This window comes from Betaproteobacteria bacterium, assembly GCA_016194905.1.
Lineage (GTDB): Bacteria > Pseudomonadota > Gammaproteobacteria > Burkholderiales > JACQAP01 > JACQAP01.
In genome coordinates this window covers 52846-71798 of record JACQAP010000034.1, presented here as the reverse complement: position 1 = coordinate 71798, position 18953 = coordinate 52846, and the positions used below count along the sequence as shown (strand labels likewise).

At 59.9% G+C, this 18953-nt stretch carries 17 protein-coding genes; 9 read left to right on the top strand and 8 right to left on the bottom strand.

Going from position 1 to position 18953, the window contains the following annotated elements:
- Positions 1-45: 45 nt before the first annotated feature.
- From hslO to trxA, 6 genes are all read right to left on the bottom strand, one after another.
- Positions 46-915: an Hsp33 family molecular chaperone HslO gene (hslO, locus tag HY067_21995; protein MBI3530628.1), complete on the bottom strand. Its 870-nt coding sequence runs from the start codon at positions 913-915 to the stop codon at positions 46-48.
- The gene (locus tag HY067_21990; protein MBI3530627.1) at positions 912-2573 is read right to left on the bottom strand and encodes a glycosyltransferase family 39 protein; all 1662 of its coding nucleotides are present in this window, start codon (positions 2571-2573) and stop codon (positions 912-914) included. The genes hslO and HY067_21990 overlap by 4 nt, the downstream gene beginning before the upstream one ends.
- A gap of 88 nt (positions 2574-2661) precedes the next feature.
- Entirely contained in the window at positions 2662-3546 is an 885-nt protein-coding gene (locus HY067_21985) for a Kdo hydroxylase family protein (protein ID MBI3530626.1), read from the bottom strand.
- A 146-nt stretch (positions 3547-3692) separates the two neighbouring features.
- A complete protein-coding gene (gene rpmE, locus HY067_21980) occupies positions 3693-3923 on the bottom strand; it encodes a 50S ribosomal protein L31 (protein MBI3530625.1) in 231 nt (76 codons plus the stop codon).
- 437 nt (positions 3924-4360) lie between these two features.
- Entirely contained in the window at positions 4361-5620 is a 1260-nt protein-coding gene (gene rho / locus HY067_21975) for a transcription termination factor Rho (GenBank protein MBI3530624.1), read from the bottom strand.
- A 135-nt stretch (positions 5621-5755) separates the two neighbouring features.
- A complete protein-coding gene (trxA, locus tag HY067_21970) occupies positions 5756-6082 on the bottom strand; it encodes a thioredoxin TrxA (GenBank protein ID MBI3530623.1) in 327 nt (108 codons plus the stop codon).
- 345 nt (positions 6083-6427) lie between these two features.
- Here trxA and HY067_21965 point away from each other — a divergent pair, with 345 nt between their 5' ends.
- The 3 genes from HY067_21965 to HY067_21955 all read left to right on the top strand — a co-directional run bounded on the left by HY067_21965 (position 6428) and on the right by HY067_21955 (position 12854).
- Complete coding sequence (locus tag HY067_21965) at positions 6428-6754, top strand: ferredoxin family protein (GenBank protein ID MBI3530622.1); 327 nt, start codon at positions 6428-6430, stop codon at positions 6752-6754.
- Between the two features lie 41 nt (positions 6755-6795).
- Positions 6796-9456: a PD-(D/E)XK nuclease family protein gene (locus tag HY067_21960; GenBank protein MBI3530621.1), complete on the top strand. Its 2661-nt coding sequence runs from the start codon at positions 6796-6798 to the stop codon at positions 9454-9456.
- Positions 9457-9632: 176 nt separating this feature from the next.
- Positions 9633-12854 carry a UvrD-helicase domain-containing protein gene (locus tag HY067_21955; protein MBI3530620.1) on the top strand — a complete coding sequence of 1074 codons (3222 nt, stop codon included), beginning with the start codon at positions 9633-9635 and terminating at the stop codon, positions 12852-12854.
- 145 nt (positions 12855-12999) lie between these two features.
- Here HY067_21955 and HY067_21950 read toward each other — a convergent pair whose 3' ends face one another.
- The gene (locus tag HY067_21950; GenBank protein ID MBI3530619.1) at positions 13000-13419 is read right to left on the bottom strand and encodes a PIN domain-containing protein; all 420 of its coding nucleotides are present in this window, start codon (positions 13417-13419) and stop codon (positions 13000-13002) included.
- 8 nt (positions 13420-13427) lie between these two features.
- Positions 13428-13679, bottom strand: a complete 252-nt coding sequence (locus HY067_21945) for a plasmid stabilization protein (protein MBI3530618.1) — start codon at positions 13677-13679, stop codon at positions 13428-13430.
- A gap of 167 nt (positions 13680-13846) precedes the next feature.
- On the opposite strand from HY067_21945, the gene HY067_21940 reads away from it, so the two are divergent.
- From HY067_21940 to HY067_21915, 6 genes are all read left to right on the top strand, one after another.
- Entirely contained in the window at positions 13847-14146 is a 300-nt protein-coding gene (locus HY067_21940) for a HigA family addiction module antidote protein (protein MBI3530617.1), read from the top strand.
- A gap of 49 nt (positions 14147-14195) precedes the next feature.
- Positions 14196-14357 (top strand): hypothetical protein, encoded by a 162-nt coding sequence (locus HY067_21935; protein MBI3530616.1) that lies wholly within the window; start codon positions 14196-14198, stop codon positions 14355-14357.
- Between the two features lie 154 nt (positions 14358-14511).
- Positions 14512-15138 carry an NYN domain-containing protein gene (locus HY067_21930; GenBank protein ID MBI3530615.1) on the top strand — a complete coding sequence of 209 codons (627 nt, stop codon included), beginning with the start codon at positions 14512-14514 and terminating at the stop codon, positions 15136-15138.
- A 17-nt stretch (positions 15139-15155) separates the two neighbouring features.
- On the top strand, positions 15156-15392 hold the full coding sequence (locus HY067_21925) for a type I restriction-modification system subunit M N-terminal domain-containing protein (GenBank protein ID MBI3530614.1): 237 nt from the start codon (positions 15156-15158) through the stop codon (positions 15390-15392).
- 95 nt (positions 15393-15487) lie between these two features.
- Entirely contained in the window at positions 15488-17599 is a 2112-nt protein-coding gene (locus HY067_21920; GenBank protein MBI3530613.1) for an ATP-binding protein, read from the top strand.
- Positions 17589-18944, top strand: coding sequence for a DNA double-strand break repair nuclease NurA (locus HY067_21915; GenBank protein MBI3530612.1), 1356 nt, complete (start codon positions 17589-17591; stop codon positions 18942-18944). Before HY067_21920 ends, HY067_21915 begins: the two co-directional genes overlap by 11 nt.
- The last annotated feature ends 9 nt before the right edge of the window (positions 18945-18953 follow it).

Genomic DNA, 18953 nt, shown 5'->3' with positions numbered 1-18953 from the left:
TTACTGAAGGCGTCCGTTTGAATGAGCAGTTCGTCACGGCTTCTATCAATGCTTCGTCTTCTCCGCCGGCGTGATGACGTTCGCCGCGAACACCTGCTCCGCATCGACCGCATCGAAGATATAATGCCGGCCGCAGAATTCGCAGTCCACTTCGACGTTGCCGCGCTCTTCGACAATGGAGCGCACTTCATCGTGCCCGAGCATGCGCAACATGGACGTGACCCGCTCGTGCGAGCAGGAGCAGCGGAACGCGACCGGGCGCGGTTCGAAAATGCGCACGTCTTCCTGGTGATAGAGGCGGCGGATGATTTCCGGCGCCGGAAGCCGAAGCAATTCCTCGGGCTTGATGGTTTCGCCCAGACGGGTCGCACGGTTCCAGGCATCCGCATCTTCGCTCGGCGCCGCCGGCAGCTTCTGCAACAGCATTCCGGCGGCCTGACGCGAATCCGAGGCAAGCCAAAGGCGGGTTTCCAGCTGTTCGGATTTCGCCATGTAGTGCTCCAGGACCTGCGCGATGCTTTCGCCCTCGATGCTGACGATGCCCTGATAGGTCTGCTTGCCGTTGGACGGCACGATGGAGATCACGAAACGTCCCGCGCCCAGCAGCCCGGTCACGTTGCCCTGGGCGAGATCTCCATCCCACTTTGCGGTGGCGCGCAGCGTCCGTTCGCTGGTTGCTTCGACCACCAGCAATTGCACCGGCCCGCTGCCTTGCATCTGCATGATCAGCGAGCCTTCGAATTTGAGCGTCGCCGATAGCAGTGCGGCAGCCGCCATCATCTCGCCGAGCAGCCGCTCCAGCGGTGCCGGATAAGTCCGCCGTTCGAGCACGGCGCGCCAGGTGGCATCCAGATGCGCAATCTCGCCGCGAACCGGCGTGCTCTCCAGCAGAAATCGTTGCAGTGAATCGCTCATGATTGTCGATAAAGCCGGAAGCGCTCCACCTTGTCGCCGGGACGGCGTCCTTCCCAGATCAGTTTCCAGGAACCGTCGACGTGGGTTGGTGACTTCCACTTGTCTTGAATGATCAGCAGATCGCAATCGGGGCGCTTGCCCGGATTTTCAAGGCGCACGGTCAGGATATTCGCGAAGTAATGCAGCATCGCCCGCTGCGGATCTCCCAGCGACTGGCTGTAGATGCAGCCGTGCGACGCCGGTATCGCCTGCGATAACTGTGTAAATACGGCGCGGTACGTCTTCCCGGTATCGATGTATCTGACCAGCAGCAACGCGATCAGCGCCCATAGCATGGTAATGCCGATCGCCCAGGTGATCACGGGCCTCTCCGGCCTGCGCTTGACGTTGAACAGCAGCAGGAGCCAGGCGAAAGTGAACAGCGCGGCCAATATCACCACAATGGCACGACCACCCGACTGATAGGCCGGCTGCATGTCCATCATGTGCGTCCACAGTCGTAACGGTATGCCGAGGTCGATCGCCATCCAGTAGAACCAGCCGACGATGGCGAAGAAGGTGAACAGGATGATCGCGAACCAGTAGTACAGGTTGGCGGCACCGCGCCGCAGGGTTTCGAACGACACCACTGCCAGCAGCGAGATCGGCAGTAACAATGGCATGCCGTAAACGTCACGGCCCTCGCCGATGATGCTGAGGAACAGAAAGAAGGCGGCAAATGCAGTGAGCGGAAGAACGATCCCGGGTTTTCGCAATCCGGCACGACCTTCGACCCACAGTCCCCATAGCGCGAAAGGCCAGGCCGGCCAGGCAAACCAGGGGAACACATTCGCGTAATAGAAGTAATTTTTGTCCGCCGTGAAAATGAAAATGCCCCTGAGCCTTTCCACGTTCTCGACCCAGAACCATTCCGCAAACAGGCGCGGTGAACGAGCCTCCAGCAGCAGCGGCCAGACTACGGCCCACGGCGTTACGACCACGAGAGCCACAACTACGGTCAGCAAATACTGCCTGGTGCGCCAGTGCGATGACATGAGCGGCAGCAACGCCATCGTGAGCAGCAGCATGACCGGTTCGACCAGTCCCTCGGAAAGGATGCACACGCCGAGGCCTGTCCCCAGCCACAATCCGGCTATCAGCGGGCGGCGTGCCGAGATTGCGAGGGCGTAAAGGCCGATCGCGAGGCTGGCCAGCAATGCGGTATCCGCGATCAACTGGTGTCCCCGCACCAGCAACCCTCCGCAGCCGAGCAGCATCAGCGCGGCAACCCAGCTCTTGCTGCTTCCGTACAATTCCTTCGCGGTCAGCGCGATGAACAGGAATGCCAGCGCCATGTAGACGCCGGCGGCGAGGCGTGCGCCGTCGTGCAGGGGCAATATCGGAGAAAACAGCGTGCCGGTCAGAGCCGCCGTCAAGTAGATCAAAGGCGGCTTGTCGAGATAAGGTTCGCCGGCCAGCATCGGGACGACCCAGTCGCCGTCCTTCAGCAGTTGATAGACGACGCCGAAGGTGTGCGCTTCGTCCGGTTTCCAGGGATCGTGCCCGACCAGTCCGGGAAGAATCCAGGCTATGCAGAGGAGGACGGCCAGCGCGACCGGATTCTCCGTGATATGCGCGGCGATAGTCTCGTTACGCAGCAGATGGGCAGGGCGAAGCATGGGGCGGACAGGGCAGGGGGAGGATGTCGTGCCGGCGACCTAGGACGACGCCTCGCGGTCGTTGCCATCGAAGCTCATCGGCTTCATTTCACGCAAGCGGCCGCCCGTAGTGGCTTTCGAGAATACGCAGCGGCGAAATTCTTTCGTCTGCCATCGCATGCACTGGCAAATAGAACGTCTGCTCGAGCAGGTACTGCCCACCAAGGGCAGCGTGCAGCACGCGATCGGTGAATACAATCCAGGTCGATCCGGGCGGGAAATTTACTTGCTCACGTGGCGCATTACGTTGATAACCGGTATCAAGCTTCACCCGGTCATGCAGATTGAGCATCACGTGATCGTAGGGCGTGCGGAGACTTTTGGTAATGCGCAGTTGCTTCAGCAGCCAGGGGGCAATGGGTCGCGGCAGCCCTATGTCCGGCAACAGGCGCGGAGCAAACTGTTCGAACGGTTCGCCGACCTGCCACACGCGGGGCTCTCCGCGTGGATTGACATTGGTGAACAGCCTAAGGATGCGCCGCCGCTGCACCGGGCTGGACGCGAAGGCGTCGACATGGAGCCGAGTATCGTTCTTGGTGGCCGAGGTCGTTCGCCCGAGGATTTCCACGGGCCGGTAGCTCGTTCGTCCCATTTCCAAATGTTCTGCGTAGATGGGCAACAATTGGTTGACGAAGTTCAGCGCCTGGGCGGCGAACCGGCGCATCATCGCAGTCAGGTCCTCCCGGTCTCCACCTTGCACAGTGGTGCCCCGAACCTTGTCGGTGCCGGAGTCGTAGCTGATGTTCTTGGCGCGCGGGTCGGCGCATTCCGGGCTCAGAAAGCGTTGCTCCCGCGGGGTCAGCGAAAATCCCAGAAACTTGAACAAAAGGATGCGGCCTCTTTCCAACGCCTGCGTGGCGTCCGCGGATTCGATGGCGTTGACGATGGGGTCCCAATTCGTCGGAGACACTAACTCCAGGATGCTTGATTCCATCGCGGTTTCCCTCGAACCTCTTCGATGCGGATGCCGAGCCTCAGCCCAATTGCATGCATCATTCTATCGGTCGCCCGACAGCCGGTGAAGAAAAGAAAAAGGCAGCCAAGGCTGCCCTTTTTTTTGCTGTGGCCACAAGCGACCGCTTAAGCGGCGGTGGTCTTCGTGTCGGTCTTGCCCTTGCTGTACTTCTGGCGGAATTTCTCCACGCGACCTGCGGTGTCCATGATCTTCTGCTTTCCGGTATAGAAGGGGTGGCAGGCGGAGCAGACTTCCACGTGCAGCGGTTTGCCCAGCGTGGAACGCGTAGTGAACGTATTCCCGCAGCTGCAGGTCACCGCGACATCGGCATATTGGGGATGGATTTCAGGTTTCATGTTGGTTCCTTATCTGATGGAAGCGGGATTTGCGCTTCCGAAGGGGGCGGATTATCCACAGGAACGTGGGGATTGGCAACCCCGAATTCAAGGGCTAGGAAGCGACTGTCGGGGACTAAGTACCTAAGCTGAATAAGCTTTTTTTCGCACACCGCAACCTGTGCGCCAGAAATTCCGTAGCTTCAATCTCGTCCATTGGGTCGCGCCCGGACTCGTTACCGGCGGCGCCGGCCGTTTGCGGGCAGGGCGCGCTTTTATCCCGTACCTATCTAACCACGGCGCATCGAGTCAAAAAAATCCGCATTGTTCTTGGTCCCGCGCAGCTTATCGACCAAGAACTCCGTCGCTTCCAATTCGTCCATGGGGTCGCGCGCGGACTCGTTACCGGCGGAGCCGGCCGTTTGCGGGTAGCGCGCGTTTGTACCCGATGACCTACATTAGCCCCGACGCATACTGTCAAAGAAGTCAGCGTTGTTCTTCGTACCCCGCAACTTGTCCACCAGAAATTCCGTAGCCTCAAGTTCGTCCATCGGGTAAAGCAGTTTCCGCAGCACCCAGATCTTCTGCAGGATTTCCTTCTCGATCAGCAATTCCTCGCGCCGGGTGCCGGAGCGGTTGACGTTGATCGAAGGATAGATCCGCTTTTCGGCCATGCGTCGGTCAAGGTGGATTTCCATGTTGCCGGTGCCCTTGAATTCTTCGTAGATCACGTCGTCCATCCGCGAGCCGGTGTCGATCAGCGCGGTGGCGATGATCGTCAGTGATCCGCCTTCCTCGATATTGCGTGCGGCGCCGAAGAAACGCTTCGGCCGCTGCAGCGCATTCGCGTCCACGCCGCCCGTCAGCACCTTGCCCGATGCCGGCACGACGGTGTTGTAGGCGCGCGCGAGACGCGTAATCGAATCCAGCAGAATGACGACGTGCTTCTTGTGTTCGATCAGGCGCTTGGCTTTTTCCAGCACCATCTCGGCCACTTGTACGTGTCGGGTGGCGGGTTCGTCGAAAGTCGAGGACACCACTTCACCCTTGACCGAGCGTTGCATTTCCGTCACTTCCTCGGGACGCTCGTCGATCAGCAGCACGATCAGATAGACATCTGGAAAATTCGCCGCGATCGAATGCGCTATGTGCTGCAGCATCACCGTCTTGCCGCTCTTCGGGCTGGACACCAGCAGGCCGCGTTGGCCCTTGCCGATCGGGGCGATGATGTCGATGATGCGGCCGGTGAGGTTTTCTTCGGACTTGATGTCCCGCTCCATGATGAACTGCTCGGTGGGGAAGAGCGGGGTGAGGTTTTCGAACAGGATCTTGTGTTTGGAATTCTCGGGCGGCTCGGCATTGACCTTGTCGACTTTTACCAGCGCGAAATAGCGCTCGCCGTCCTTTGGCGTGCGGATCTCGCCCTCGATCGAATCGCCGGTGTGCAGGTTGAATCGCCGTATCTGCGACGGGCTGACGTAAATGTCGTCGGGGCCGGCCAGGTACGAGGTATCCGGCGATCGCAGGAATCCGAATCCGTCGGGCAGGACTTCCAGGGTTCCTTCACCGAATATGCTTTCGCCTTTCTTGGCCTGGTTCTTCAACAGCGCGAAGATCAGGTCCTGCTTGCGCATCCGGTTGGCATTCTCGATCTCGTTGGAGATTGCCATCTCCACGAGTTCCGTTACGTGGAGGTTTTTCAGGTCGGACAAATGCATAAAGAGGGGGCCTTACAGGGTGACAATCGGAAGGATCGGGAAGATGTGAAACGGGAAGGGACCTGCCCGTAACCGGTCGCGGCGCTGTTCTAATTCGCGCGTTCGCCGACCAGTACGAGGTGAAGCCTAGCGAGTTTAGATATTGCTGTCAATAAAGGCTGTCAACTGCGATTTGGATACGGCGCCGACCTTGGTCGCTTCGATGTTTCCGTTCTTGAAGAGCATCAGTGTCGGGATGCCGCGGATGCCGTACTTCGGCGGCGTGCCCTGGTTCTCGTCGATGTTCAGCTTGGCGATCTTCAGGCGACCCGAATACTCGGTCGCCACTTCGTCCAGGATCGGCGCGATCATCTTGCACGGGCCGCACCATTCCGCCCAGTAATCCACCAGTACGGGAACCTGTGACTGGAGAACCTCGGGTTCGAAAGTGTCGTCGGTAACGTGATGTATATGCTCGCTCATGTATGGATTGCCTCGGCAGTGGATAAAGAGTGCGGGAAACGTCGCGGTCCGGACGAACTGCGATCTGAAGAGTGGGACCTATGCTAGCGAAAAAGTTTTTGGAAGGGAAGCAGGCGCAGCGCCGCACCGCATTTGTGCGATATGCGAAATCCGCTTGGTTTTCCGTGACATAGTCCTAAAAATCACTGCAACGTCGATAGTCCGGATGGGAGTTTTTGCTAGAATATAGTCTTGGTTTGTTGCGTCGCGCCACGTTCGGCGGCACACAAGATAGGCGCTGAGTCGTATGTGGTGCGTGCATCGACGGGTTTCAAGGGCGCTTTCCCCGTTTTAAGAGGATCAGTAATGACCTACGTCGTCACCGAGAGTTGCATCAAGTGCAAGTACACCGATTGCGTGGACGTCTGTCCCGTGGACTGCTTCCACGAAGGCCCGAACATGCTTGTCATCGATCCGGACGAATGCATCGATTGCACGCTGTGCGTGGCCGAATGCCCGGTCGAGGCCATCTATGCCGAGGACGATGTGCCTGAGAACCAGCGGGCTTTCCTGAAACTGAACGCGGAGTTGTCGAAAGCCTGGCCGACGCTCACGGAAAAGAAGGACGCTCCCGCGGATGCCGACGACTGGAAGGACAAGAAAGACAAAGTCGGCCTGCTGGACCGTGGTTGAATTTTTGTTTCGGGTAACACGAGGATCGGGATTCCATTAAATTGGGCGCCATGACTGTCGGCGCCGAATTTCCGGTTGTTCAAAAGCGCGAGCTCTTCGCGCATCTCGCCAGGGGACATTCCGAGGGCATTGCCGTCGTGACCCCGAACCGGCGCCTCGCGCAGACGCTCGCGCGCGAATTCGACGAGTGGCAAATCGCATCCGGCCTCACCGTCTGGGAAACCGCGGACATTCTTCCGTTCGGCGCCTTCGTCGAGCGGCTCTACGAAGATGCGCTGTACTCCGATATCGCGGCGCAACTTCCGCTGCTGCTCACCGGCGCGCAGGAACAGGAACTGTGGGAGGCGGCGATCCGCGCGAGCGAGTGGGGCGAGGCGCTCCTTGCCGTGCCGCGCGCCGCGGCGGACTGCCGCAAGGCCTGGGGGCTCGCGCACGAGTGGCGCATTGCCGGCGTGCTGGGGAGCTTTCCGGGAAATGAAGACGCCAGAGCCTTTGCCGAGTGGGCGAAGGACTACGCGAGGCGTTGCGACAAGGAGGGCAACACCGAGGGCGCGCGCGTTGCCGACGTCGTCGCGCCGCTGCTGAAAGAAGCGGCGCTCAGGAAACCGAAACTTTTAGTCGCGTACGCCTTCGACGTCGTGCCGCCGCAGGTGCGGGACTTTCTGGATGCCTGCGCGAAGCAGGGCATAGAGGTGCGCAGTTGCGCGCCAGAGGCAAAGCAAGCGAAGGCGAGCCGCATTGCTTTCCCCTCGGCGCGCGAGGAGCTGGAAGCGGCGGCAAGCTGGGCGCGCGCAAAACTGGAAGCAGGCGCAAAGCGCATCGGCATCGTGGTTCCCGAATTGGGACAGCGCCGCAAGGAAGTGGCGCGCGTGTTCGCGCGCGTCATGCACCCGGCCCGTAACCTTCCCGGCGCGGAGCGCAACGCGCTGCCAATCAATATTTCGCTCGGCACACCGCTCGCCGACTATCCGCTTACGCGCGCCGCGCTCTCCGTCCTTGAGCTCGCTTCCGGCGAGATTCCCTTTGAGCAGGCGAGCAAGCTGATGCGCTCGCCCTTCCTCGCCGGCGCCGAGCCTGAACTTGCGCAGCGTGCGCGGCTCGACGCGGAGTCGCGCAAGCGAGCGCCTGCGCGCGTGACGCTGGGCAAGCTGGTGGCGCTGATCGAAGGCGCGCCTGTGCTGCGCCAAGGGCTCGAGGCGCTTTTCGCCATGGTGCGGGAGCAACCCGGCGGCGAGCGCTCGCCGCACGAATGGGCGCGGCATTTCTCCGCGCTCCTCGAAGCGGCGGGCTTTCCCGGCGATCGCGGCCTCGACTCCGACGAATTCCAGACCCGAGCCAAGTTCAACGAGACGCTGGCCGAGTTCGCCAAGCTCGAGCGCGTTACGCCGAAGATGTCATTTGTACAGGCGCTCGCACGATTGCGGCGCCTTTGCACCGATACCCTGTTCCAGCCCGAGACGCCGGACGCGCCGATCCAGGTGCTCGGCGTGCTCGAGTCGGCGGGGCTCGAGTTCGATGCATTGTGGGTGAGCGGGCTGACCGACGAGGCCTGGCCGCTGGCCGCCGCGCCCAGTCCTTTCATTCCTCCGGCTCTGCAGCGCAAGGCGGGGATTCCCGAGGCTTCCGCGGAAGCGACCCTGGCGCGCGGTAAGCGCATCACCGAAGGCTGGCTGGCCGCAGCGGGCGAGGTCGTCGTCTCGCATCCCACGATGGAAGAGGACAGGACGTTGCTCGCCTCTCCATTGATCTCTGCCGTCCCCTTGAGGACGCCACAGACAAGGATCTACGAACGTTACCGCGATCTCATCTTCGCCGCTCGCAGGAGCGAGACCGTGCAGGACGGCCATGCGCCCGCACTGGCCACGAAAACACCGAGAGGTGGAACCCGGATTCTCTCCGACCAGGCGGCCTGTCCGTTTCGTGCTTTCGCGCGCCATCGTTTGGCTGCGGAGAGTCTGGAAGAACCCGTCGCCGGTCTGGACGCGCGTGCCCGCGGCCTGCTGTTGCACACCTTGATGAAAGAGTTGTGGAGCGAATTGAAAGGAAGCGAAGGCATCCAGGGGGACTGTGGTCCTGTCATCGAGCGCGCAACCGCTGTCGCAGTTCGGGAAGCGAAGCTCGAAGAACCTTTCGCCGGCCTTGAACGCAAGCGCCTTGCGAAGCTCGCACGCGAATGGCTCGAAGTCGAGCGCGAGCGTCCTCCTTTCGAAGTCGTCGCGATGGAGGAAAAGCGCAAGCTCTCTGTCGCCGGACTCGAGTTGAACGGCCGCATCGATCGCATGGATAAGCTCGAAGCCGGCGGCCACGCACTCATCGACTACAAGACCGGGCGGCCTACTCCCAATGAGTGGCTCGGCGAGCGTCCCGACGATCCGCAGTTGCCGCTCTATGCTCTGAACGCCAGGGAAGACATCGCCGCCGTCGCCTTCGCCAAGCTCAAGACCGGCGAGATGCGCTACATGGGCTTTTCCGATAGGAAGGATCTGATCCCGGACGTGAAGCAGGCGAAGGATTGGAACGCGCTGGTTGACGGCTGGAAGGAGGAGATCGAAGCCCTGGGTACTGGCTTCGCCTCCGGCGATGCGCGCGTGGATCCCAAGAAGCAGCTCGCCACCTGCCGCTACTGCGATCTGCAGCCGCTCTGCCGCGTGTACGAGAAAGTGAATGCGCTGGCGGAAGGCGAGGAGGGCGGCGATGAATGAGCCCCTCTGCTACGCTCCAAGTGTTCCCTTGTCCCCGGCCCTCCGCTCCGCTCCAAGTGTTCCCTTGTCCCGCGAGGGGAGAGGGGGATTCTGATGCGAAGGTCGAATGATGAAGGACTCTAATAAAGGCCAAAAAGCTCCCTCTCCCTCGACGGGAGAGGGTCGGGGAGAGGGTGATGGCTGAGCGCGCACCGGCCGACCAAAAGGAGCGCGAAGCGGCGCTCGACGTGCGCCGCTCGTTCATCGTGCAGGCGCCAGCGGGCTCGGGGAAGACCGAGCTGCTGGTGCAGCGCTATCTCAAACTTCTCGAGACGGTGGAGAAGCCCGAGGAGATCGTCGCCATCACCTTCACCAAGAAGGCTGCTGCGGAGATGCGCAAGCGCGTCATCGAGAAGCTCTCTCCCGAGCTCGCGCCGCGACTGCGCATCCAGACCATCGACGCGCTGTGCGCCGCGCTCACCCGGCAGATGCCGGTGCTCGCGAAGCTCGGCGCGCAACCGGCGGTGGCCGAGGACGCGTCAGAACTGTACGACGAGGCGGCGGCACGCACGCTCGCCGATCTCACGCCGCCAGTGGCGCGGCTGCTCGCGCACCTGGACAACAACGTCGCGGATGCCACCGACCTGCTCGCCGGGATGCTCGAGCGGCGCGACCAGTGGCTGCGCAAGACGGGCGATGCGCCGAATCGCGGGGAGCTGGAAGCGACGCTTGCCGCAGAAAGGAACCGGCTCATCCGCAACGCGCAGGCGCTCTATCCGCAAGCGTCGGTGGAGCTGGCGAACGAGGTGCTGACGCAGAAGGGCGAGTGGCGCAAGAAACCAAAGCCCGCACCGCCGGAGCTCATTGCCATTCCTGGTTTGCGCGAAGCACTGGTCGCGCTGAGCGCGGCGCCGCCGCCCGAATACACCGGGATGCAGTGGGAAGCGCTGGAAGCGATCCTCGCGCTGCTCAAGCCCGCCATGGCGCAAATGCTCGCTCTCTTCGGCGAACGCGGCGAGGTGGATTTCACCCAGATTGCGCACGGCGCGCTCCTTGCGCTCGGCACGCCGGACGAACCCACCGACCTCCTCCTTTCCATGGATGCACGCGTCCGGCACCTGCTGGTGGACGAGTTCCAGGACACGTCCAACTCGCAGTGGGAATTGCTCGAACGCCTTACCGCGGGCTGGGAGGCGGGTGACGGACGCACGGTTTTCGTGGTCGGCGATCCGATGCAGTCCATCTACCGCTTCCGCGACGCGCAGGTGGGGCTCTTTCTGCACGCGCGGCGCGCGGGGCTGCCGGGCGTCAAGCTCGAGCCTCTGACGCTTTCCACCAATTTCCGCTCGCAGGCGAAGATCGTGGAGTGGGCGAATGAGGTGTTTCCCCGCGTGTTGCCGACGGCTGAAGATGAAGCTTCCGGGGCGGTGCCTTATTCGCCGTCAGTGCTGTTCCACGAAGCGACGCTGGACGGCGAACCGACTCTCGAGACTTTCTCCGACCGGGATGGCGAGGCGCAGCGTGTGGTCGAACTGGTGAAAACAGCGCAAGGCAAGACCGCGATCCTGGTGCGCAATCGCAGCCATCTCGACGCCATCGTCCCGGCGTTGAAGGATGCCGGCATCCGCTTTCGCGCGGTGGAGATCGAGCAGTTGGGCGAAAAACAAGTAGTGCAGGACCTCTACGCGCTCACGCGCGCGCTGACCCATCTTGCCGACCGCGTCGCCTGGCTCGCCATCCTGCGCGCCCCGTGGTGCGGGCTCGATCTGAAAGAACTGCTGGACCTCTGCGCCGGTGGACGCCCTGAAGCTCCCTCTCCCTCGGCGGGAGAGGGCTGGGCAGAGGGTGGGGGCCGGGGAGAGGGGGGCAGGAACGATCGCACCATCTGGGAATTAATGCAGGAGCCGCGATCAGCGACGACGGAATTTCAGCAAAGCTTTGGAGCTCCCTCTCCCCCTGCGGGACAAGGGAACACTTGGGGCGGAGCAGAGGGCCGGGGACAAGGGAACACTTGGAGCGCAGCAGAGGGGGATCGTCAGGACCCGCCGCGCCTTGCGCACATGCGCGAGGTGCTCGCGCCCGCTCTCGGCAATCGGCTGCGCGGCACGCTGCGCGATCGCGTCGAGGGAGTCTGGCTGGCTTTGGGCGGTCCGGCCTGCGTCGAGGACGTCACCGATCTCGAGGACGCGGAAATTTTTCTCGATGAACTCGATCGCCTGGAAGAGGCAGGCGAACTGACCGATTTCTCCGCGCTGGGGACGAGCCTGAAAAAACTCTACGCGCTGCCCGACGTGAATGCCGGCTTGGACGCGGTCGAGATCATGACCATCCACAAGGCGAAAGGCTTGGAGTTCGACACCGTGATCGTGCCCGGCCTGGATCGCCCACGGCGCAGTGGACGCAAGCCGCTGTTCGCGTGGCGCTCTCTCCCCTCTCCCTCCGGGACAAGGGAACACTTGGGGCGGAGCAGAGGGGCTGGAGGTGAGGGAGCAGGGGAGACGGGGTTGCTGCTCGCGCCGATCGATGAGACGGGCGGGGATAAGGAGCCGCTTTACCAATATGTGAGGAACTTGGACAAGCAGGCGGAAGACATCGAGGCGGGGCGCTTGCTGTATGTCGCAGCGACACGGGCGGAGTCGCGGCTGCATTTGCTGGCGTGCCTGAAGGTAGATGAGGACGGAGTGGTGAAGATGCCTTCGCGGAGGAGCTTGCTGGGGATTGCGTGGGGGGCCTTGTCAGAAAATATTCCCCTCCCCACAAATTCGGAGGCGAAGTCGGGGGAAGCAGGGCGGTTGCCAGGTGATCGACTGCGGCGGCTGCCATTGGGCTTCAGCATTCCTGCCGTGCCCGATTCCACAATTTGGAGATCGCCGCTGGAAGGCAGAGAGGATGCCGCGCAAATCGAGTTCTCCTGGGTAGGAGAAACAGCGCGGCACATGGGCACAGTCGTGCACGCGTGGCTCCGTCGCATCGCCGACGATGAACTGAAGGGCTGGGACGCGGCTCGGGTCGCGCAGGCCCGCATCGCCGTACGCGGCCAACTCTCCGCGCGGGGCGTGAGTGGTGCCGAGCTGGAAGCGGCAGCGGAGCGAGTACTGGAGGCATTGCGAAACGCGATCACCGACCAGAAAGGCCGCTGGGTGCTCGGATCGCACCCCGAGGCGAACAGCGAGTTCCGTATTCGTACGCGGGATCGCAACTATGTGATCGATCGCGTGTTCAACGATGCGCAAGGCACGCGGTGGATAGTGGACTACAAGACCAGTACGCACACAGGTGCAGACGTCGAAGGGTTCCTGGACCGGGAACAGCAGCGCTACGCGGCACAACTTCAGCGCTATGCGTCGGCGCTCGATCGCGAAGCGCGTTGCGGACTTTATTTCCCGATACTGGCCGGGTGGCGGGAGATCTTGCGGTAGGCGCTCCCGAAGTATCCTCTGTGCAACGTACAAGAGCCAACGAAGTCGTTACGTTGTATAAAGTAATCCGATACATCGTTTTGCCATCTGCGATCCGGACGGGCGACGCGGAAGCAAATGGAGCGGATCTGGCGGCAGTCCCGAATCAGACATCCCAGGGGTTTAGGATCTTGACGCCGCAGCGGTCGTAGTCCGTGACGTTGCGGGTGGCGATCGCCGCCCCGGCGGAACGGGCGATCGCGGCGATCTGGGCGTCGAAGTGCGAGATCGGGCGGCCAGCGCGGCGGCGGTCGGCCGCGATGCGCGCGTAGGCGTGGGCCGCGTCGCTGCCGAAGGGGAGGATTCGGCCGGCGAAGTCGTCACTGAGCATCGCCTCGGCGGCGCTTTCGAGGGCGTTGCGCCGCTTGTCTGTGGGCAGCAACGCGAGACCGTGCAGGATTTCCGCCTCCGTGATGCTGGTTGTGTAAAGCGCCGAGGCGGGCTGCGCCGCAATCCAACCGAGAACACGCTCGGCCGGCGCCGCCTTCATCAATTCGGAAACGACGTTGGTGTCGAGGATGATCACCGAGCCGGTTACTTCCTGCGCAACTTTGGAGGATCCCGCATCGGCTCCCGGGCGGGAAGCGAGAGTTCCACGCCGCCAAGCGGCTCGAAGCGGCGCCGGATCGCTTGCGCGAGATCGCTTGATGCCGCCGCATCGTCCGCCAGTGCGGCGCGCAGAATGTGGCGGACCTCTTCCTCCATGGAACGCTTGCGGTGCGCCGCGCGCACCCTCAGGCGTGCCTTGGTTTGCTCGTCAAGGTTGCGGATCGTGATGCTGGCCATCGGTTTCACCTTTTTGCAATCATTGATTGCATTGTAGGCAATGCAACCGGCGGTTTCAAGTCTGGCCAGGCCGGTTGCCACGTTTTGGGGTGCCCGCCGCGGGCTTTACTTCCCGCTGCTTGCCGCCTGCCTCGAGTGGTAGGCTGTTACCATTCCTGGGAGACATCATGGCTGCCAAACTGCTCGATCCGATCCCTCCGGGCGAGATTCTCTACCAGGACTTCATGAAGCCGTTGGGCGTGAGCATGAACGCACTCGCGCGCGAGATTGCCGTGCCGCCCAATCGCATCAGCGACATCGTTAACGGCAAGCGCTCGATTACCGCCGACACGGCGCTGCGGTTGGGCAAGTATTTCGGGGTATCGCCGGAGCTCTGGCTCAACCTTCAGGTGGACTACGACCTGCGCGTTGCGAAGCGCACAACCTGGCTGAAGGCGGAGCCGCGAGTCCGGGTGCACTCGGACTGACACGATTTCGGGATCGCCTGATTCGCGATGCGAACGGAACCCGGTGGTGGTGGACTACAAGACCAGCCTGCACGAAGGCGCGAACATTGAAGCGTTTCTGGACGAGGAGCGCAAGCGATACACTGGCCAACTTGATGCATATGCCGCAGCATTTGGCGACGTTTCTCGCGGGCTGTACTTTCCAATGCATGCGGGCTGGCGGTCTTGGTGACGCCTACTTGATAATCGCGAGCAGGATGACTGTCATGGGCAAGCAGGTTTTGCGCTTGGAAAGCGAGATGTTTTCCCTTATAATTGATTTGCACTTCCTCCCCGCCCGATCTGCCGAAAGGCCCGGGCGGGGTTATCGTTTCTAGGGGGCGGAAATGCCTACCGAGCCCCAAGTCAAGCGCGCTATTGCGTTCATCGACGGCCAGAATCTCTTTCATGCTGTGCGGGCGGCATTTGGCCATACCTACCCAAATTTCGATGTAAAGGCGCTTGCGCAGTCGATTTGTGCAGTCCGCGGCTGGCAACTCGACCAGGTGCGGTTCTACACCGGTGTCCCAGATCCCACCGACAACGCATTCTGGAGCGGATTCTGGGCGGCAAAACTCCTCGCCATGAGCCGCCATGGCATCTGGACATTTTCCCGGCCGCTACGCTACCGCAACCAGACCGTTAAGCTTCCGGACGGCACGACGCATGCGTTTCTCGCGGCCGAAGAGAAGGGCGTGGACGTTCGCATCGCCCTCGATGTGATCCGCATGGCGCACCGCCGGGAGTACGACGTGGCGCTCGTCTTCAGCCAGGACCAGGATCTCTCCGAAGTGGCGGCCGAAGTGCGCGTGATCTCTGCGGAACAATCCCGTTGGATCAAAATCGCTTCCGCCTTTCCCGTGAGTCCGACCGCACGCAATCGTCGCGGCATCAACAGCACCGACTGGATTCAAATTGACCGCGCCGCGTACGACGCTTGCATCGACCCGCGCGACTACCGGCCCAAGCCGTGATTGAGGGGTAATCGTTCATGCACTGGGTCGCACCGACCGAGAAGGACGCCGCTAATCAAACGCTGGAAAAGCGCCTGTGGGCCGTGGCGGATCAGTTCCGGGCGAATTCCGGGCTGAAGGCGGGGCAATATTCGACGCCTGTCCTTGGCCTCATCTTCCTGCGCTTTGCCGAAGCGCGCTTCGCTCAACGGCGGGCGCGTGGCAAATTGGGACTATCTTTCGATGCTCAATGGCTGACGGTCATGGTTGCATGAAGTATAACTTGAGCAGGTTATACAGGATTGCGCGGCAACATCGTGCGTGAAGCTGGGACAATCGGTGTTGCCGTTCCTTGATGGAAGGGGGGTATATGGCGCTTGATCAAGTAATCGAGGCTGCCGGGTTAAACCAAAAGGCAGAAGAGGCTAAACGTCTACTCGGAGGCTTAGTCCAGAAGCCACAGTATGTGGGCGAGGTATTCTCTGTTGGCTACGAGGAGGCTGTCGTAGTCATACACGACTCCTATCGTGAACGCGTTGGAGGGATTCCGAGCTTGTCCTTCTTGCTCGCTACTCGTATTGATACGGATGCCATCTTTTCTTACCAATCCGAAGATGCGAGCGTCCTACTATTGCGAGTAATGGATGCGGCCCCGCTTCCCAATCAGGGAGAGCTTGAACGCTTGCGAGCTGACGCGGCGCAGCGTGCTTCCGGTGAAGATGCGAATTGGGACGACGAGGCCATTATGGATGGCTACACACGCAACCAACTTTCATTTGCTGGTGTGCGATGTCGCATTATCGGAACGTTTTACATCGATGATGCCGAGAATGATCGGCTCGTGCTCAAGTTCGGCTCAGATATTTCAAACTACTATCCGAATCGTGGGCTAAAGGTATACAAACCTCGGGATGAGGGGCTACAGCGAATCGTAAATTTTCGTGACCCGGCAAGAATGGTATTTGATCCTGGTCACTATCTCTTTCCGTTGTCGCAGCGACTCGTTCCAGTTGGCGAGGTGCGTTACGCATCTACCAATCGACAGCATCAAGGGATCTCGAATGTTCGGGTTGACCTGAGTCCACTGGATCTCGTTGATCAAAAGACAGCTCTTTTCGGCATGACTCGTACTGGCAAGTCGAACACGGTCAAAGTCATTGCGAGAAGTATTTTCGAGTTACGTTATGCGGATCCTCGCCAAGGGCGTATAGGTCAACTGATCTTTGATTACAACGGTGAGTATGCAAATGAGAACATTCAAGATGGGACCGGCGGATTAAACGCGGGAGCATTGAAGAATGTCTGGCGCGGAAATGCGGCGGGTAGAGGTGAAGACGTCGTAACCTATGGAAGTATTGCCAGAACGGATGATCCTCGCAGGAAACTTACCAAGCTGAATTTCTATGCAGAGGAGAATCTGCAGCTCGGAAAGGAAATCATAAATGCGGCACTTGCTGAGAGAAGTGACAAGTATCTCTCCAACTTTCGAGATGTCGCGTTTGGAATCGAGGACCAAGAGAATCTATCAGAGGTAACTCGACACAACCGCACTGCATTTGCTTACAGGGCATTGCTGGCAAAAGCGGGATTTACTCCTCCGGCAAATCTGCAGCATGCCGTTCCGACTGGTCTCTTCAATCAGCAACTCCTCACGGCCCTGTCGAGTAGCCAAGATGACCCCAATGGTGAGCACGGCCAGGCGGCACGCCTTCTCGGGGAGACGCGAATAAACTGGCATCAAGCGGCAACCGCTATGGAGGCACTGCACGATTTCATCAGACGAGGAGACAAGACAGGCTTTCAGGCCTTCAATCAAACCTATATGAATCGGGCTGGTAGTAGCGGGGAACCTTGGGCAGACCAGAGACTTCGCAATGTACTGGGGATGTTTGAGTATCGAAATGGCTCTGCAATGGTCGCTCGTGTGCAAGAACAGCACAGCCACACTGTGGGTACAGACTATGCTGACGAACTGTATTCCGATCTTGTTACGGGAAGGTTGGTGATTATTGACCAGTCGGCAGGTAGTCCGGAAATCAATAAGGCAGCGGCGGATCGAATCATGACGAGAATCTTCGTTTCGAACCTGTCGGCTTTCACGGGCGCACAGGTTCCGCCCAAGATTCTTATTTACATAGAAGAAGCACACAACCTCCTTCCCTCGAGTAAAGAGACGGATCTGCAGGATATCTGGGTGCGGGCAGCAAAGGAGGGCGCGAAACTTGGTCTCGGCCTGGTTTACTCCACGCAAGAGGTCTCAAGCATTCAGAAGAACATACTCAAGAACACAGCAAATTGGTTCATTGGCCATCTGAACAGTACTGAAGAAACGAAGGAATTGAACAAGTTCTATGATTTCGCGGATTTCGAGCGTTCTATTCTGCGTGCTCAAGACAAAGGATTCATACGAGTAAAGACGCTGTCGAATAGCTTTGTTATTCCGGTGCAGGTCGACCGATTTGAGGTGCCCAGTGCCGTTTAAAGGAGAGGCGCCTTCCTATCGCGCCATACAACGTCTTGCTACAAACCCACGTGTTAAAGAGCTCTTAGGGGCGATTCGAGTTCCCGAGTGGAATAAGGAAAAGGTTGAGGAACTCGTCGCTGCAAGAGTTGCGCCCTCTGAATTTCTTCCAAGGCTGGTCGTGGCGATCGATGGAAGTTCGCAGGCCTACGAGCCAAGAAAAGGCTTCCCCGGGGCGGAGCTTGCATACCTTACCGTCTCCACCGTCATCATTGACGTTTCGAAGCTAAGCAGCCTTTCGCAACAACGAGATCGGCAGCCGCCGCCCACCGAGTATCGCCGTATTGAGAACGCCGAGTCTCTAGATACGGTACTGCCTGGCTGCAACGTGATATTTCGTGATGAGCCTCACGCATGGGCATCGTTCCGACGAGCGCTCTATGAGGCGTTAGAACAGCAGAAGGGTTGGGAGGGTTGTGAAAATCTTCTTGCAACATACGAAGTACTTCTGGCTCATCGTCAACAACCCAGTTCCAAATGCCCTTGGGAGGAGTGTGCACAGCCAGATGGTAAGCACCATCAAGGATTTGGCATCTACAGTTGCGCATGTGGCGAACGTAAACTCTATTCGACCGACGCACTGCGTATACACGAGGGCATCAACCCAGTAGGCTCTTCAGGAAAAGCTTTCGGCGAAGTAATGCAGATACTTGAGCGGCTTCGCCTGATTCATGTTTTGCGAATGATCGAGAAGAAGAATCTGTTGCCAGTTCTATCGCAGATCGCCTTCGTAGTGGATGGACCATTGGCCGTCTATGGTCATCCCGCATGGCTTTCCCAATCAATCTACCAAGAGCTACGTCGTATCAATCAGATCCTACGACAGCGCGGCCTACCAGATTTATTGATTGTGGGCATTGAGAAGACTGGCATTTTTGCCGACCATCTGATGCGTCTCGATCAAGACGACAAAGGCGTCCCAGATCGTCTGCCAAGGCAATCTGCTTTTTTTCTTACAGACCGGTATATAAAGAAAAACATAATCTTCTCTTCTTCTCCTGAGCAGTATGGGAAGCAGACCTACTTTGGAAGGAAGTTCTTCTACAAGACTCGTGCTGGCTCCCTGCTCGTTGCGGCGGTACCTTTTCTTGATCCGGTACACCACGATATCTCGACTGCTCGACCAGATCAGTATCCTCGGTTGGCGGATGCACTGAATCTTCTCGATTGTCTAGAAACAACTCGCTATCCCAATGCACTAATCCCGCTGACTGCAGCGCACGCAGAGGCAACTCTGCCAATGAATATCGGCCGCCGCGTGCTAGAGCGCCTTGCAGAAGAGCTAGTGGGTGGAAAAAATGGATAGTCGGCATCG

What these genes read in the sequence shown, in the direction of transcription:
- trxA (MBI3530623.1), bottom strand. Translation starts at nt 6,082, where the DNA reads ATGAGCGAGCATATACATCACGTTACCGACGACACTTTCGAACCCGAG.
- HY067_21925 (MBI3530614.1), top strand. Translation starts at nt 15,156, where the DNA reads ATGCACTGGGTCGCACCGACCGAGAAGGACGCCGCTAATCAAACGCTG.
- HY067_21990 (MBI3530627.1), bottom strand. Translation starts at nt 2,573, where the DNA reads ATGCTTCGCCCTGCCCATCTGCTGCGTAACGAGACTATCGCCGCGCAT.
- HY067_21965 (MBI3530622.1), top strand. Translation starts at nt 6,428, where the DNA reads ATGACCTACGTCGTCACCGAGAGTTGCATCAAGTGCAAGTACACCGAT.
- HY067_21920 (MBI3530613.1), top strand. Translation starts at nt 15,488, where the DNA reads ATGGCGCTTGATCAAGTAATCGAGGCTGCCGGGTTAAACCAAAAGGCA.
- HY067_21985 (MBI3530626.1), bottom strand. Translation starts at nt 3,546, where the DNA reads ATGGAATCAAGCATCCTGGAGTTAGTGTCTCCGACGAATTGGGACCCC.
- hslO (MBI3530628.1), bottom strand. Translation starts at nt 915, where the DNA reads ATGAGCGATTCACTGCAACGATTTCTGCTGGAGAGCACGCCGGTTCGC.
- HY067_21945 (MBI3530618.1), bottom strand. Translation starts at nt 13,679, where the DNA reads ATGGCCAGCATCACGATCCGCAACCTTGACGAGCAAACCAAGGCACGC.
- rho (MBI3530624.1), bottom strand. Translation starts at nt 5,620, where the DNA reads ATGCATTTGTCCGACCTGAAAAACCTCCACGTAACGGAACTCGTGGAG.
- HY067_21940 (MBI3530617.1), top strand. Translation starts at nt 13,847, where the DNA reads ATGGCTGCCAAACTGCTCGATCCGATCCCTCCGGGCGAGATTCTCTAC.
- HY067_21955 (MBI3530620.1), top strand. Translation starts at nt 9,633, where the DNA reads ATGGCTGAGCGCGCACCGGCCGACCAAAAGGAGCGCGAAGCGGCGCTC.
- HY067_21930 (MBI3530615.1), top strand. Translation starts at nt 14,512, where the DNA reads ATGCCTACCGAGCCCCAAGTCAAGCGCGCTATTGCGTTCATCGACGGC.
- rpmE (MBI3530625.1), bottom strand. Translation starts at nt 3,923, where the DNA reads ATGAAACCTGAAATCCATCCCCAATATGCCGATGTCGCGGTGACCTGC.